Origin of the sequence: Armatimonas rosea, assembly GCF_014202505.1 — a bacterium.
Classification (GTDB): Bacteria; Armatimonadota; Armatimonadia; order Armatimonadales; family Armatimonadaceae; genus Armatimonas; species Armatimonas rosea.
In genome coordinates, this window is the sequence record NZ_JACHGW010000008.1 from 155,524 (window position 1) to 171,034 (window position 15,511).

A 15,511-nucleotide genomic window follows, 5' to 3' on the forward strand; every position below is an offset into this window, starting at 1 on the left:
GCCTCGTTCACGAGGTCCGGGGGCGGGGCGGGTTGTAGAGATAGAGCGTCCCGATCTGCCGGTAGCCGACCGTCGGGTAGAGCAGGGCACCGCTGTGGCTGGCGAGCAAGACACTCGCCGTCGCGCCGCAGGCTCTATCGTCGGCGAGCATCTGTGCCAGCAGGGCGCGGGCGATTCCCTGGCGGCGGTAGGCGGGGAGGACAAACATGCTATGGCACCAGCCGCATCCCGCCGCCGCGACACGGCTCACCCAGCCGACAAGCTGCGGCACGGCCGTGTCTTCGGCGATATAGCCGCGCATCGGAGGCGGGTCTTGCGTCAGAAACTCCGGGAGGAGCTGCCGTCGCCCTGCCGCCTTGGTGAGCGCATCGAGCTGCTCGGGGGTGGTCACCGGGCTCACCGGAAACGGTGTGGTGTGCGTGGGCAGGGCGGCGAGGTCATGGACAAAGAACGGCTCCGTGGAGCCCAGGCGGTAGCCCAGCGCCTTGAACTCCGCGCGCATCGCTCTATCGTCGGTGCCCTCGGGGAGCAAGTAGCAGATGAGGTAGCGTCCCTGAGCGTGTGCCTGCGCGAGCCGATCCACTTCCAGGGGGGGGAGCTCCCAGGCGATCAGCTCCTCGTTGCGGTAAGGGTCTCGGGGACGCTTGCGGGGCGCATCGTGGAGCCGCCAGAGGCTTGGGCCGAGGCGCTCGGCGACAAACGGGTGCGTGAAGCTCCGCGTGACACAGAAGCCCTCCACAAAGACCTCAACCGCCTGCTCCAGGGAGAGCTTACTTGGTGACATTGAGGGTCAGGGGGGGGGCGGCGTGCGGGGAGAAGCGCAGCTCATCGACCACGGAGCGGGCGAGCAGGGTAAGGCGCACCTCACCGATCGCGGCAGTTCCCTCGGCTTTAAAGACCAGCTTGTGCTCGGACTGCTTCTCAGGGACCTCGGGGTTGGTGACACTCACCCCGGCGGGAAGCCCCGTGACAATCAGCGGAACCTTGGCATCGAAGCCCGGCTTGCGGGTCAGCTTGACCACGAGCTCCGCGGTCTGGCCCGCCTTGAGCTCCAGACGCTCGCTGGCAAGAGCGACAAGCAGGTCTGAGGGGCCGGTGACACTGGCGTAGGGCAGGGGAACGGGGCGGGTGGTGCGCTTGAGCTGATCGTTCTCCTTGACATACTCCTCTTGGAGCGCCTGTGCCCGCCGGGTGATACCCTGCGCCGTCCCGGTGACCTTCAGCGGGAGCGCGGGCGAGGGCATGGTCCCGGCGGCGGCGGTCAGAAAGAGTGTCACCTCGCTCTGCCCGCGGGGGATGAGGGGCGCGCCGACAAGCTGCACACCGGGGGGCAGGCCCTCGAAGCTCAGGGCGATCTCGCTATCGAGGCCGTATTGCCGGGTGGCGCTGACCGTGACCGGAATCCGATCCCCCGGCCCCACCGAGAGGCAGTCCGGGGCAACCCCGAGCGAGAACTGCGGCGCGGCGAGGGCGATTCGCAGGCGGTAGCCAAAGTCCGTCCCCGAGCGGCCGTTGAGATCGGTCACCTGGGCCGTGAACTCGCCATCGTGGGGGGCGGTGAAGGTGATAAACGGGTCTTTCCCATTCACATCGTCGCTGCGGAACTGCTCGCCACCGTCTTTGTTGTAGATCGTCAGCACGCCATCGAGCTTGGAGCCCAGGCGCGAGGCGAGCACCTCCAGCAGGAACACCTGGCCCTTGGTGGCAGCGAAGCGGAAGTTGTCTATGTCGGGGCGGTTAGGGGAAGGCGACAAGAGCTGCCCGTTGATGGTCACCGGCAGCGTGACCCGCTGGCCCTGCGCGATCGTGTCGTTGGGCTCGGCCTCAGTCACCTCGGGGTAGGGGCCAACATCGAGGCGCAGGCCGGGCATAAAGGGAAGGGGCTCGAAGGGCAGCTCCGCGGGCATGCTCATGGCCGTATCGGGGGCGGCCAGGTTGGTACCACTAAGCGTGAGATGTGTGGTCGTACCGACACGGCCCCCGAGCGGGAAGGCACTCGTGACCGCGGGGAGCTTACCGACACTCAGCCGGTAGTGGTGGTCGGCGCTGCCCTGGTAGCGCAGGTCCCGGACCAGCAGAAAGTACTCGCCGCTCTTGCGGGGGGTGAAGACAAAGCGGGCATCGGGGCGGGCGAGTGCACTGGCGGAGGCGACCTCATGGCCCTCGGTGTCGCGGAGCACCAGCACGGGCTCCATGGTCGCGGCGGCGCCCAGAGTGGGACCGGCTAGCGCCTCGGCGACAAAGGGCTCGTTGGCGGTGAGCGTCACTTTGTAGACATCGACATCCTCAGCCCCATCGCTCTTCGCGTTTACCGTCACCGGCCCCGTGAGCACTTGCGCGGTCTGGGGCGTGTTGTTGGGCTCTTTCTCCGCCACCTCCGGCCACTGCCCGACCGTCACGTAGCCCGGCTCCGAGATTCCCAAGGGGGTGGCGACTCGGAAGGCATAGCGTCCCAGCGCGAGGCCCGGCGCGAGCGCGAGGGTCGCAGTGAGCTTGCTCTCCGGGTTCTTCGCCCCTGCGGCGGGGGTCTCCGGCTTGAGCGCCGCGACCGTGATCCCCGGACTATCAAAGACCAGCGCCGTCCCGTAGCCGATATTCACCCCTGCGATTGCGAGCTCGACACTCGTCCCGCGCTGTCCCCCCGTCGGCACGACCGAGCGCACCTTGGGCCGCAGGGTCTGGGCCGTGGCCGGAAGCGTCACGAGCAAGGCACCAAGGATGCCCAGGACGGTAAACGTCCGGGCTCTAGGGCGTATTCGCGTGGACGGTAAACGTCCCGCTATAGGGCCTTCGGCCGCCTCCTCGTGCCTCGTCGGTAAAAATGGCCTTGGTGCTAGAAACTTGAGCGAAGCGAACGGCCGCAGGCCCCATTGCCCCACGTTCACCGTGCGGGAGAGTTTCATTTGGTGGAGAAGCTCCCTTCGAGTTTGTTGGGCTCCAGGCTCCAGAGAAAGACCTGGCCGTCGAAGGTGCCCGCCGCGAGGTGTTTTTTATCCGGGCTGAAGCGCACGGCGTAGCACCAGTCCTTGGGCTCGGTGAAGGCGACTGTCGTGCCGCCGTTGCCGACATTCCACACGCGGATCGTCTTATCCCCCGAGGCAGTCGCGGCGAGCTGGCCGTCGCTGCTGGTGGTCACCGCAAAGACCGTCGCGCCGTGTCCGCCGAAGTTGCGCACATGGCCCCCGCTCTCCGGGCCGATATTCCAGAGCTTGGCGAGCCTGTCGGTGCTGGCGCTCAGGAGCTGGCCGCCCGCGGTGAAGCAGACATCAGTGACGGGCTCCTCGTGGGCACCGATGGAGTAGAGGCGCTTGCCACTGGCGATATCCCAGAGCTTGACACTCTTGTCGTTGCCCGATGAGGCGAGGAGCTTGCCGCCGGGGGCAAACGCCACGCTAGAGACCGCATCGGCGTGGTCGCGGAGGGTCTGGCTGAGCTTGCCCGTGGCGGCCTCCCACAGCTTGACCGTCCGGTCTGCGCTGGCGGTGGCGATTAGCTTGCTATCGTTGGAGAAGGCCACCCCATTGACCGTGTCGGTGTGGTCGCCAAAGGTGCGGACCTCCTTGTCCTCCGCGACACTCCAGAGCCGCACCTGGCCCAGTGCCCCGGAGGCTCCGCCGCCTGCCGCCAGGAACTTTCCATCAGGCGAGAAGGCCAGCGAGCGCACGGTATCGAGGTGCCCGCTCCAGACCTTGGTCACCGTGCGGGTCGCCGGGTCGCAGAGCAGGACGCGCTGGTAGGTGCCCACCGCGAGGAGCTTGCCGTCGGGGGAGTAGGCCAGGGAGTTCACGGGGGCGGCTACAGAAAGCAGCTTGCCCACGGGCTTGGGTGCTGCGATCACGTTCGCGGCGGTTGCGGTCTTGGCGGTCGTGCTGGTCGTGCCCACCACCGCTGTATCAAGCTTTGCGCCGGCGTCCACCCAGCGCCGGATGGTGTCGATATCGGTTGCCCTGAGCCCCGAGCCAGGCGGCATGAGCGGCTTCTGTGCGCCCGTGAGCATGCGCACCAGGCGGCTCTGGTCGCTCTTGCCGGGGACAATGGCTACGCCCGCCTTGCCACCCTTCATCAGGGCGGTGTACGAGTCGACCGAGAAGCCTGCGGTGGGGAGCTGGGCGCTGTGGCACCCTAGGCAGGCAGTACGCAAGATCGGGACAACCTCTCGCTGAAACGAGGGCGGTGTTTTCGGGGGCGGCACCTGTGCTGCGGGCATAATAAACAGTATAACCGTTTTTGCCCCCGATTGGCACCGGCAGCAAAAACGGTTACACCGTGTCGCGAAGCTAGGCCCGACGGGCGCGCTTGAGCAGGCTCAGGGAGACAACTCCGATCAGGCTTGTGAACGCACAGTTGAGCAGCCACATCGTGCTGTGGTCGTAGAAGAGGGCTTTGATAATGCGGCCCTGCGAGTTCTCAAGATAGAACGTGCTGATCAGCGGCGAGAGGCAGTAGCTATTGACCCAGGCCGATGCGGGCTCGTCGTAGTTGCGGAAGCTCTCGGTGCTGAGCGGGAGGAAGTAGACCGCTGCGAGGATCGCAAACGAGAGGGCCATCACTCCCCAGCGGTTCTTGAGCTTCTGGGAGAGCAGGAGGGTCAGGCTGCCAAACCCAAAGAGCGCACTCAGGGAGATGGCGACCGCGGGCACCGCGTGGCGGACAAAGTTGGTGACGGGTGTCCAGTACTCCGATGAGTGGCGTGCGAACTCCACCCCGACACTCAGCAGAACCGCAGAGAGCACCATGAGGGCCGTCACAAAGAGCAGGCCGGAGACCGGGTTGCCTTCTTTGAGCCGCAGGAGCTGCTTGCGGAGCGGCGTGGTGCCCAGGCCCTCGCCCGAGACAAAGAGCGGGATGAGCAGCAGGGGCAGGAGGATGATCCCCACAGCGGCTCCTTCAAGCGTCGCCGCGTGCCCACAGGCAAGGAGCACGATCAGGCCGATAAAGCTCGTGGTCAGCCCACGGAGCAGACCAGAGCGGTCGGTGCGGGGGTACTCAATGCGGTGGAGCGCGACCACGGTCAGGATCGTGCCAAGCAGGCCATTGACCATGATTCCCATCAGCCAGCTTGGCACATTAAGCCCAAAGTAGCTCTCGGTGAGGTTCCCGGCGACCATGGCACCGACAGGGTTGACACCGAGTAAGAAAAGATGGGAGCGGCTGTGTACAGTCGCGGTGCTCAGGTCCAGCGAGGTCAGCGCCGCAGGGAGCGTGCTAAAGAAGAAGACTAAGATCGTCCCGTAGGTGAGCACTGTGGAGGTCGTGGTGTTCTTGGCAAACGACGAAAACGCGATCCCGGTGGCACCGTAGAGAAACGCAGACGCCAGCAGCAGGACATAAGCGGCCGTCACTTCCTGGGGCGAGACCCCGCCCAGAAGAAAACACAGCGCCACTAGGGGCACCGACGAGAGCAAGAGGAGCCCGACAAAGCCGACCGCGGAGGTGAGCTTGCCTAGGACAATGCTTCGGCGCGGTAGCGGGCTGACCGAGAGGGCCTCAAAGGTGCGCTGCTCGCGCTCAATGGAGAGCGCCCCGGAGGTCAGTGCTGGGGTGATGAGCCCCACCAGAGCCGCCTGCACCACAAAGAGCACCCCGTAGAACATCCGCCCCATGTCGTAGGACTGGGTCGCGGCGGCCCCTTGGCGCTCCTGCGTGGCGATCCAGCTCAGGTAGGTGCCGCCCAGGATCAGCGAGAGCAGGCCCAGGTAGAGCAGCAGAATCCAGAACGCCTTCGCGCCCCGCATTCGGGTACGTAGCTCCTTGGTCAGGATGGGGTTTTCCCAGTTGATTGTCATTTACGCCACCAAACCCTTTGTCACACGCAGGAAGATATCTTCCAGGTCGGTATCTTGCTCGGCGAAGGTCTGGACACGGACTCCGTTCTGGATCAGCGCCAGTAGCACCCCGGATTGGTCGTCGAGCGTGCCGTTGTAGTCCACCCGAATCGTCTCGCTCACCAGCGCGACATCGCGGACATGGTCCACATCGCGCAGGATCGCCATCGCTTGCGCACGGTCGGCCTCGGGGACACGCAGCTCCAGCACGCGCCCCCCGAGCACCTCCTTCATGATCTTCTCAATCGGCCCGGCGACAATCATCTCACCCCGCTCGATAATCCCCACCGATGTGCAGAAGTCGGCGAGCTCGGGGAGGATGTGGGAGCTGACAATAATGGTCTTGCCCATGTTGCGCAGCTCTTTGAGAAGCTCTTTAATCTCGATACGCGCCCGTGGGTCGAGGCCCGATGCGGGCTCGTCGAGGAGGAGCACCTTGGGGTTGTGCACCAGGGTGCGTGCCAGACAGAGCCGCTGCTTCATCCCGCGGGAGAGCGACTCGACATAGGCATCTTTCTTGACCGAGAGGTTGGTTAGGTCCAAGACCAGGTCGATCAGCCCCGGCCGGTCGCCCTTGGGAACCCGATAAGACGCGGCGAAGAAGTCCAGGTACTCCCACACCTTGAAGTCGTCGTAGACCCCGAAGGCATCGGGCATGTAGCCGATCTTGGAGCGCACCGCCTCCGGGTCCTGGGAGACCTCGATCCCATCGACTTTTGCGCTCCCCGCCGACGGGTCCAGCAGGGTCGCGAGGATCTTGATCGTGGTGGTCTTGCCCGCGCCGTTGGGGCCGATAAAGCCGAATATCTCGCCCTCATTGAGGGTCAGCGAGAGGTTCTTGACGGCCACAAGGTCGCCGTACTCTTTTCGTAGGTGGTTGATCTCTACCAGTGGCATATCTCTACTCTTTGCCTCCCAAAGTGGTCAGTCGGTACTCAAGCCGGACCCGCACGGAAATGATAATCTGGTTCGATGTGATAGGAGTCCGGTCTCCTGCTGAAATATTTGCACGGTTGGAGTAGTAGTTCATGCCATTGAATTCCCCGGCGATCACTCCGCCACTCTCATCTTCCATCAAGCTTTCCAGGGTTAGTTTGCTCCCCCCGGCCGCCTCGGCAAGAGCCTTGGCCTTGCGCTGTCCGTCCTGAACCGCTTGTTTCAGGGCAAGGTCATGGAGAGGCTCTGGGTTGGTTACCTCAAAAGCCAGATCGCTTGCGGTGTTGGCTCCCGCCTTGAGGGCCGCATCGACAACCTTGCCTGCATCGGCGAGCCTGCGGATGGTCACCTCGAGAGCGTTACTGACCTGACGAATCTTCGAGCCTCCATCGGTCGCCTGTACGCCGAAACCGACCGTCTGGATGTCTTTGGCCTCGATCCCAAGCTTGCGCAGTGCGGCGATAACCGCCTCCAGTCGCTGGGCGTTCTGTCGGGCGGCGACTGCTGCATCTGGGCCGCGCGTCTCGACACCGAGTGTCACTCGCGCTCGGTCGGGCTTGGCGAGGATAACGCCTCTGCCCGTCACGGTCACGAGGGCGGGCTTGGTCTCTTGTGCCCACGCGGTGCCCAGGCAGAGAACCAGTGTCGCAAGAAGGGCTCTCACGCGCTCATCTCTTTGGGGCCGTGGGCGAGCTTGCGGGTGATCGCCACCAGCAAGAGCACCGCGCCGACCAGCGAGCCTAGGGTGAGCAGAACCGCGACCTCAGGGTGGATGTCGTTGCTCTGGTTCATGGTCAGCTCGGTCATGGCGTAGTAGGGATTGCTCCACAGCGGCATAAAGCTCAGGGTCGCATCACGGCCGTAGGAGTTGTAGCCCGCCACGGACTGCCAGAGCGAGAGCGCCAGCGGAGAGCCCAGCACCAGAAACGCGACCGTCCCCGCCGCCGTTGCGGTGGCGACCTGGGTTCGTCGGCAGGCCCAGGAGCAGAACATCCCTAGCGCGCCATAAAAGAAAGTCGTTGCCAGCAGGAGCACGTGGGCCAAGACAAACTGCGCGAGGGTCACCGTGCCCACGCACGCCGCGGCGATATTGAGGGGGAAGAAGACCAGCAGGGTCGCCAGGGTCGGCAGGAGCCCCCCGATAAACTTGCCCCCGACAATCTCTGTGTGGGTCAGCTTGGAGAGCAGGAGCGCGTTCCAGGTCTGCTTCTCCCGCTCGATCGTGATCGTCGAGGCCAACATCGCCGGGGTGAGGAGCACCACGAGGCTTGTCTCAAAGACCGTGAGAAACATCCCGAAGGCATCGCGTGCGCCTGTCTGGCTGTAGAGGATCGCCCGCAGGCTGAACCAGTAGAACAGTGGGATGACCAGCCCGACGATACAGTAGATCACGATCCGGTTCGCTTTTGACTGACGACGGAGCTGAAATCGGGTCGTAATCTCTTTGTAGAGCACGGGGTTTTCGGTAAAGACAGACATGGCAAAAGTCCTTCTCCTAGCTTAACGCTATTATGGCCGCAACGGTTACGGCTCGCTACAAAAAATCCTTTGGCGCAAGGTGGCCGGGAGAGGGGCGGTATAATGGGCGCATGGCCTTGACCACAGAAGATGTTCGCAAGGTCGGGACGCTGGCCCGCCTTGCCCTCTCGGACGATGAGATCGCGACGATCACTCCCCAGCTCAATGACCTCCTCGACCAGTTTGCCCGCCTGCAGCAGCTCGATACCACCCAGGTCGCGCCCACCAGCCACGCCGTCCCGGTGACGGCACTGCTGCGCGACGACGAAGTGAAGCCCTCGCTCTCGCAGGCGGAGGTGCTCACGCTCACCGGGCACACCGATGAGATCATGGGCGGCTTTATTGTCCCGCAAGTGCTGGGAGGAGACTAGCCATGGAGCTTACCCATCTCACCGCGACCCAGATCGCCGCAAAAGTGAAGGCAAGAGAGGTCTCCGCCCGCGCGGTCACCGAGGCGTTTCTGGCACGGATCGCGGCGCACGACGAGGCCGTGGGAGCGTTTTTGACGGTCTTAGAGGAGCAGGCGCTCGCCCAGGCCGATGCGGTGGACGCCAAGCTGGCGGCGGGCGAGGACCCCGGCCCGCTCGCGGGGGTTCCCGTGGCGCTCAAGGACAACCTCTGCACCCGTGGGATCGAGACGACCTGTGCCAGCAAGATCCTCGCCGGCTTTGTCCCGCCCTACAGCGCAACCGTTGTGGAGAAGCTGGAGGCCGCAGGCGCGATCGCGATCGGCAAGACCAACCTGGATGAGTTTGCCATGGGCTCCTCAACCGAGAACTCGGCGCTGAAGCTGACCCACAACCCGTGGGATCTCTCGAAAGTGCCGGGGGGCTCGTCGGGGGGGAGCGCGGCGGCAGTCGCGGCGGACTTCGCCCCGCTCTCGCTCGGCTCCGATACCGGCGGCTCGATCCGCCAGCCCGCGAGCTTCTGCGGCGTGGTCGGGGTCAAGCCCACCTACGGCCGTGTCAGCCGCTACGGCCTGGTTGCGTTTGCTTCGTCGCTGGACCAGATCGGGCCGTTTGCGAAGAATATCGAGGACGCGGCCCTGGCGATGACTGTCCTCTCCGGCCACGACTCCTACGACTCCACCAGTGTCCCGCGCGAGGTCCCCGACTACACAAAGGCGCTCACCGGGGATATCAAGGGCCTGCGGATCGGGGTACCCACCGAGTACTTCGCCGCTGGGATCGCCTCGGAGATTCGCATCTTGGTGCAGAGCGCGATCGGGGTGCTCCGTGGCCTGGGTGCCGAGGTGGCCGAGTGCTCCCTGCCCCACACCGAGTACACCCTCCCCGCCTACTACATTGTCGCCCCCGCCGAGGCATCGAGCAACCTTGCCCGCTACGACGGTGTCCGCTACGGCCACCGGACCCAGCGCGCGACAAGCCATATCGATCTCTTTGAGAAGAGCCGCGAGGAGGGCTTTGGCGACGAAGTGAAGCGGCGCATCTTGATCGGCACCTACGCGCTCTCCGCCGGGTACTACGATGCTTTCTACCTGAAGGCGCAGCAGGTGCGGACGCTGATCCAGCAGGACTTCGAGGATGCGTTTCAAAACTTCGACGTGCTTATCACGCCCACGGCCCCGACCACGGCCTTTGGGATCGGGGAGAAAACCGACGATCCCCTGGCGATGAAGCTCTCGGATATCTGCACGCTCTCGGCCAACCTCGCTGGGATTCCCGCGCTCTCGCAGTGCTGTGGCTTCGATACCAATGGCCTGCCCGTCGGAATGCAGCTCCTCGGGCCTGCGTTCTCCGAGGAGCTGCTCTTTAAGGTGGCCCACGCCTACGAGCAAGCCACCGACTGGCACACCCGCCGCGCGAGCCTCTAGCGGCGGATGACAGTGGGGGGAGGGATCATCACTCTCCCCATCCCAAAGTAGCTCGTCGAGCCCGAGACACGAGGCGGAGAGAGCAGGAGCTGGTACTGCCGGCGCATCTCCGGGGTCATGGCTTGCTTCTCTAGCCGCTTCGCCCGCTCCGGGTCGCTCTGCCGCAGGGGGAAGAGTGCCGCGGAGACCAGGGAGTCGTACTGTAGCCGTGCCTCATTGGACGAGAGCCCCCTGAGCAGGGCCAGCACCTTGTCCACCCCCTCCCAGTTCTTCTGCTCGACATAGTGCCGCCCGACACTCAGAAGCGCTTGGCCACGCTGCGCATCGCTATGGATGGTCTGGGCCAGCGCGAGTGGGTCCTCGCTGAGCTGGGAGAGCGCCGAGCTATAGAAAAACTGCTCGACCTCCTGGTCGTAGACTCTCTTACCCGCTTCCGACGTGTCAGGGCGTAGCACGGCCAAGGCAGCCTTGAGTGTGGGGAGGTCTTTCTTGCTCCGCGCCTGAGAGCAGACACTTCGCAGAAGCTCAGGCCTGTCTTGGGGATGTGCGTAGGTGCGTACTAGCTCCAGCGCGCTGGCAGGAGGGAGCCGGAAGCCAACGGTTTGGAGGAGCTGGTAGCGCATCGACGGAGTAATGCTGGTGATGCGCTGGTTGGTTCCTAATACCTGCTCTTTGCGCTGGCTGGGCGCATTGGGGAGGCGCTGCAGAACGGCTTTTAACCCTGGGGTGTCGTTGGCCTGCAGACAGCTCGAGCCTAGGCTGTTGAGGGCCTGTGCCTGCTGCTCAGAGGGCTGGATCCGTTCGGCGGTCGCCAAGGCGGCGGGGAGGTTGCCCGCCTTGTAGTAGGCAGACATGAGGGTTTGGTAGACTGCCTGGCAGGCTTCAGGGGTCATCTGCGCGATCAGACGCTCGCTAAGGGCCAGTCGCTCAAGCTCCGTCTTGCCGGAAACGGTTGTCATGCTGCCGTATCCCAGCAAGTTGGTGATCAGGCTACCAAACACCGCGGAGCGATCTGGCTCGGGGACAGAGGCCGCATTGGCGAGGGTGGCATCGAGCCCCTCTTTCTCGGTCTGGGTACGGAAGACATCGACCAGGAGACTTCGGTCGTCTTGGGCACTGGCACGGGCATCGGAGAACTCGCCCGCAGCGAGCTGGGCCTTGACAAGGGCGGCGCGGAGCTCCTGATGGCTGACATTATCGTCCTCCTTGCGGAACGAGAGAGTCTTGACCAGCGCCGCGCAGCCCTTGCGGTCGCCCAGCTTGAGCTTGGCCTCCGCCGCGAGGTAGTTGAGGTTCTCCTTGCTGTAGGCCTTGCCAAAGTCAAGGGTCGTGAGATAGGCACTCATGTCGGCCCCATTTTGTTTGGCCATGACATTGAGCGTAACAAAAACTCCTCCCGTGAGAACCATCGTCAAGATTCCAAGCCGCGCGGGAAGTCCGAGGCCGGGACGGGAAGCATCTACTTTTTTCATGAACTTGCTCCTTGGTGTGAAGGGGGACTAGCGGTGGAGGCTCTGTCCCTCGAGTGGTGGCTGGGAGCCCTCCAGGGTGCTTGGCGCGGAGGGGACGGTGCGTAGCGGCAGGATGCTCAGGGCACTCTGGCGCTGCTGGGGGTCGACGATCTGCTCGGCGTACTGGCGGGCACGAGCCGGGTCGCTGATGCGAAGACGGGCACTCGCCGTGGCTGAGAGCGAGTCGTAGACTCTCTGGAGCTCTGGCTTCGGGATCGGGCCAAGGCCCCTAAAAAGCCTATCAAGCCCCTGCCAGTTGTTTTGTTGCACCCACTGGAGCCCAAGCTGCTGGAGCGTCGCCCCGCGCACTCTCTCGTCGTGGATGCCTAAGACAAGTTCGAGCGGGTCGGGCACGAGGTCCAAGGCGTTGTAGAAGATCTGGGAGGCCTCTTGGTCGTAGAGCCGCTTGGCTGCCTCGGAGGGGAGGGAGTGAAGCAGCTGTAGCGCTGCCAGAGCGGCCTGACGATTACGCGTATTGATGGCATTGCTCGAAACCGTATGCACCAGGGTGGGGAGGTCGTCGGGGTGAGCGTAGGCCTGCATCAGCTCCAGGATCGTGTTGGGCGACTCGGAGGAGGCGATGAGCTCGGTCAGGAGCTGGAAGCGTGGCGCAGGAGTCAGGGGCCGCGACACCATCCGGGGCTGGCGCCCGTTTGCCTCACTGGGCAGGCGCTCCAGAATCACCCGCAGCGACATCATATCCCGCGCCCGCAGGCAGGCCCTTCCCAGCACGACAAGGGCCGCGCTCTGCTCCGGCTTGGTGGGGAGCCCCTCCAAGACGGCGATGGCTCGGGCAAGCTCCCGTTTTTTGTAGTAGGTATCTGCGAGCGCAGGAGTAAGCTCTCGGCGCTGGTGAGGCTCGGGGAGGCGCGCGATAGTCTCCTCGGCCCCCGATGTATCGCCCTGGGCAAGCTGGTGGAGCGCTAGTGTCCGGTACAGCGGGGGCTGATCGCTCGGAGGGAGCTGGGAGACGCCGGCCAGCGCTACCTTGGCACCTTGGCGCTGGAGTTGCTTTAAGAGGACCTCTTCGGCGAGGCTCGTGTCGCCCGCAGCGCTGAGGAGGGCCTCCGTGAGCTCGCCCGCCGCAAGCTGTGCCTTAACCAGCCTCAGCCGAAGCGCTTGGTAGCGCTTGCCGTCGTCGTCGCTCCCAAAGGCAAGTGTCTTGACCAGTGCCGCGCAGCCCTTGCGGTCACCGAGCTTGAGCTTGGTCTCCGCCACGGAGTAGTTGAAGTTCTCCTTGCTGTAGGTCCTGCGGTAGTCGATCTTGGTTAGGTAGACACCGGCATCGGTCCCCCGTCGTTTTGCAACCACCGTCAGCGTGGCAAAGACGCCCCCCGAGAGAATCAAGGTCAGGATTCCGAGCCGTGCCGGAAACCCCAGACCGGGGCGTGAAGCATCTACTTTTTTCATGAACTTGCTCCTTGGTGCAGTATTCGGTGTTCTCTGTGATTTGTCAAGGACAGGTACAATAGTGCCCATGCCCATTCACGTTCGTCCCGCAACTCCCGCGGATGGTTCAAACTTTCTTAGCCTGATCCAGGCCCTTGCGGACTACGAAGCGCTGCCCGGCCCCACCGACGATGCCAAAGAGCGCTTGCTGGCCGATGCCTTTGCGCATCAGCCGCCACGGTTTTTTGTGCACCTGGCCTTCGACGAAGAGAGTGCGGAGCCGCTGGGCTACACGATCACGTTCTTTACCTACTCGACCTTCCTGGCCAAGCCGACTCTGTTTTTAGAGGACTTCTTCGTGCTCCCGGAGGCGCGGACCAAGGGAGTCGGGAGCGCCCTCTTCGACTTCCAGGTGCGCGAGGCAAGCCGGCTGGGCTGTGGGCGCATGGAATGGACCTGCCTCGACTGGAACGAGCTGGCGCAGGGGTTCTACAACAAGCGCGGCGCGACCCACCTCAAGGACTGGTGGATCTACCGCCTGACCGAGGAGGACTTCACCCGGTGGAGCTAACCGATCCCGAGAGCGCCGTCCTCTGGCACCTCTACGACTCCGGGCCACGCGAGCCCGTGGTCCTGCTCGACGACTCCCGCAACGCGCCGCCGCTGCCGCTCTTGCGCGGCCAGCTCACCGACGAGCAAGTGGCCCAGGCGCTGGCGGACCTGATCGACAAGGGGCTCGTGCGGCTCTGGAGCGAGGCGGAGCTGGACGAAGAGCGCCTGCGCTGGGAGAGCGAGCCGCTCCACGCCGGCTTCGGGGTGGACCTGGACGACCTCGATCCCGGCTGGGCGGATCTCACCCGTGCGGGCTGGCGGATCGCGCTCAACCGCTGGGGGATGGACCGCCGCTTCACCACCTACGACGATAGCGTGCCGGGGTTGGTGGTGATCTACGGAGAGTCGCCCGCCGCCTGCATGACCGAGCGGGACACGCTCACCTATAAGATCGACAATGGGAGGTTCTATACCTACGGCCTCGTGCAGCAGCCAGGGCCAGTGACCCGCGTGGGCGAGGTCGAGAATGTCAAGGGCTGGTGGTACAACCGCTTCCACCTCATCCGCCCCGGCTACTGCGCCCGCCTGGAGTACACGCCCGCTCCCTAGTGGAGCTTGAGGCGCTTGAGCAGCGGCGTAACCGTCAGCCCTTGGACAATCACCGAGAACGCAACCACCCCAAAGGTCACCGCGATCAGCTCCGCGCGCCGCGGCAGGCTCTCGGGCAGACCCAGCACCAGGGCAAGGGCGAGGGCACCGCGGAGGCCGCCCCAGAAAAGAATGTGCTGGTGTGCCAGGGAGATCGCCAAGGGCGAGCGGGCGAACAGGGCACAGAGCGGGTAGACCGCCACACCGCGTCCCAGCGTGACGATCCCCGTGGCGATCAGGAGAGGCACCCCGTAGTGCACGAGCTCCCGGAGCAGGTCCTTCTCGCTCGCCCCAATGAGTAGGAAGATCACCGAGTTGACTAGAAACGCGGCAAACTCCCAGAACGAGCCGACCGCTTCATGTCCCGCATCCGTGATCGAGCCCAGAGAGCCACGGTTGCCTAGGAGCAGGCCACAGCACAGGGTCGCCAAGACACCCGAGCAGTGAAAGTGCTGCGCCAGCAAGAACGAGCCATAGGCCGCCACCACGGTCAGCGCGATCTCAACAAGGTGGTCGTCGGTGTGCCCCGCGATCCACAGAACAAAAAAGCCGACCAGCAGGCCCATGCCACACCCGCCGCCCACCTCACGGAGCAGATCTAAGCCGATGTGCGCTACGCTCACTTGCCCGCTACTCGCCCAGGCCAGCACCACCCCAAAGAGCACCGCCGCGGTCCCATCGTTAAAGAGGCTCTCCGCCTCGACCAGTAGCCGCAGTCGCCCGTGGACGCCCGCTTCTTTAAAGGTCGCAATCACTGAGACCGGGTCGGTAGCGGCGATCAGGGTCCCAAAGACCGTGGCCGCTTGCCACTCCCAGCCCGCTAAAAAGTGCATCCCTGCCGCCGTGAGTCCTGTCGCCAGTAGTACGCCAAGGGTCGCCAGCAAGAGGATCGGCTTCGAATCCGCGCGTAGCTCGGTCCAGGGAATATAGAAGGCAGCCTCAAAGATCAGTGGGGGCAGGAGCGCCGAGAAGATCAGCTCCTTGGTGAGAGCCACGCCCGCGAGCAGCCCTGTGAGAGAGAGCGCCGTTCCCGCTGCGATCAGCCCAATCGTATAAGGAAGCCGTAGCCGTCGCGCTGCCATCGCGGTCAGGCAGACGATCAAAAGCAGGAAGGCAATTCGCTCAACGGGTAGCATGACATTGTTTTCCGAGGGGAGAGGAAGCACGTTGCCCCCGCCAATTGTATCGTGGTGCGCTAGGCTGTCTACCGCCTGCGAGTGTCGTGTTGCTAAAGAAAAAGTAAAAAGTTTTACGGATTGTCTTGACAGAGGGTTCCCATTGCGATAATATCCTCCCTG

At 64.2% G+C, this 15,511-nt stretch carries 14 protein-coding genes; 4 read left to right on the plus strand and 10 right to left on the minus strand.

Translation table 11 applies throughout. From position 1 onward, the window contains the following. Window positions 1–7 precede the first annotated feature (7 nt). The 7 genes from HNQ39_RS27910 to HNQ39_RS27940 all read right to left on the minus strand — a co-directional run bounded on the left by HNQ39_RS27910 (window position 8) and on the right by HNQ39_RS27940 (window position 8,240). Entirely contained in the window at window positions 8–784 is a 777-nt protein-coding gene (locus HNQ39_RS27910; protein ID WP_184203887.1) for a GNAT family N-acetyltransferase, read from the minus strand. Continuing rightward, a complete protein-coding gene (locus tag HNQ39_RS27915; RefSeq protein ID WP_184203888.1) occupies window positions 771–2,702 on the minus strand; it encodes a COG1470 family protein in 1,932 nt (643 codons plus the stop codon). The genes HNQ39_RS27910 and HNQ39_RS27915 overlap by 14 nt, the downstream gene beginning before the upstream one ends. 197 nt (window positions 2,703–2,899) lie before the next feature. Next, window positions 2,900–4,207: a c-type cytochrome domain-containing protein gene (locus HNQ39_RS27920; RefSeq protein ID WP_184203889.1), complete on the minus strand. Its 1,308-nt coding sequence runs from the start codon at window positions 4,205–4,207 to the stop codon at window positions 2,900–2,902. A gap of 70 nt (window positions 4,208–4,277) precedes the next feature. Continuing rightward, entirely contained in the window at window positions 4,278–5,786 is a 1,509-nt protein-coding gene (locus HNQ39_RS27925) for an ABC transporter permease (RefSeq protein WP_184203890.1), read from the minus strand. After that, window positions 5,787–6,722: an ABC transporter ATP-binding protein gene (locus tag HNQ39_RS27930; protein WP_221290404.1), complete on the minus strand. Its 936-nt coding sequence runs from the start codon at window positions 6,720–6,722 to the stop codon at window positions 5,787–5,789. Between the two features lie 4 nt (window positions 6,723–6,726). Continuing rightward, window positions 6,727–7,425, minus strand: coding sequence for an SIMPL domain-containing protein (locus HNQ39_RS27935; RefSeq protein WP_184203891.1), 699 nt, complete (start codon window positions 7,423–7,425; stop codon window positions 6,727–6,729). Beyond that, window positions 7,422–8,240 carry an ABC transporter permease subunit gene (locus HNQ39_RS27940; RefSeq protein ID WP_184203892.1) on the minus strand — a complete coding sequence of 273 codons (819 nt, stop codon included), beginning with the start codon at window positions 8,238–8,240 and terminating at the stop codon, window positions 7,422–7,424. The genes HNQ39_RS27935 and HNQ39_RS27940 overlap by 4 nt, the downstream gene beginning before the upstream one ends. Before the next feature lie 110 nt (window positions 8,241–8,350). Between HNQ39_RS27940 and gatC the strand changes: the two genes are divergently transcribed. Together gatC and gatA are read left to right on the plus strand one after the other, a co-directional pair. After that, window positions 8,351–8,650, plus strand: a complete 300-nt coding sequence (gatC, locus tag HNQ39_RS27945; RefSeq protein ID WP_184203893.1) for an Asp-tRNA(Asn)/Glu-tRNA(Gln) amidotransferase subunit GatC — start codon at window positions 8,351–8,353, stop codon at window positions 8,648–8,650. Window positions 8,651–8,652: 2 nt separating this feature from the next. Beyond that, entirely contained in the window at window positions 8,653–10,113 is a 1,461-nt protein-coding gene (gatA, locus tag HNQ39_RS27950) for an Asp-tRNA(Asn)/Glu-tRNA(Gln) amidotransferase subunit GatA (protein ID WP_184203894.1), read from the plus strand. Here gatA and HNQ39_RS27955 read toward each other — a convergent pair. Next, window positions 10,110–11,585, minus strand: coding sequence for a hypothetical protein (locus HNQ39_RS27955; protein ID WP_184203895.1), 1,476 nt, complete (start codon window positions 11,583–11,585; stop codon window positions 10,110–10,112). The two genes, gatA and HNQ39_RS27955, sit on opposite strands and share 4 nt — an antisense overlap. A gap of 27 nt (window positions 11,586–11,612) precedes the next feature. Next, complete coding sequence (locus HNQ39_RS27960; RefSeq protein ID WP_184203896.1) at window positions 11,613–13,034, minus strand: hypothetical protein; 1,422 nt, start codon at window positions 13,032–13,034, stop codon at window positions 11,613–11,615. Window positions 13,035–13,101: 67 nt separating this feature from the next. On the opposite strand from HNQ39_RS27960, the gene HNQ39_RS27965 reads away from it, so the two are divergent. Together HNQ39_RS27965 and HNQ39_RS27970 are read left to right on the plus strand one after the other, a co-directional pair. Beyond that, the gene (locus HNQ39_RS27965) at window positions 13,102–13,584 is read left to right on the plus strand and encodes a GNAT family N-acetyltransferase (protein WP_184203897.1); all 483 of its coding nucleotides are present in this window, start codon (window positions 13,102–13,104) and stop codon (window positions 13,582–13,584) included. Further along, on the plus strand, window positions 13,575–14,174 hold the full coding sequence (locus HNQ39_RS27970) for a hypothetical protein (RefSeq protein WP_184203898.1): 600 nt from the start codon (window positions 13,575–13,577) through the stop codon (window positions 14,172–14,174). Before HNQ39_RS27965 ends, HNQ39_RS27970 begins: the two co-directional genes overlap by 10 nt. On the opposite strand, the gene HNQ39_RS27975 is transcribed toward HNQ39_RS27970, so the two are convergent. Further along, a complete protein-coding gene (locus HNQ39_RS27975) occupies window positions 14,171–15,349 on the minus strand; it encodes a cation:proton antiporter (protein WP_184203899.1) in 1,179 nt (392 codons plus the stop codon). The genes HNQ39_RS27970 and HNQ39_RS27975 overlap by 4 nt on opposite strands. Window positions 15,350–15,511: the final 162 nt, after the last annotated feature.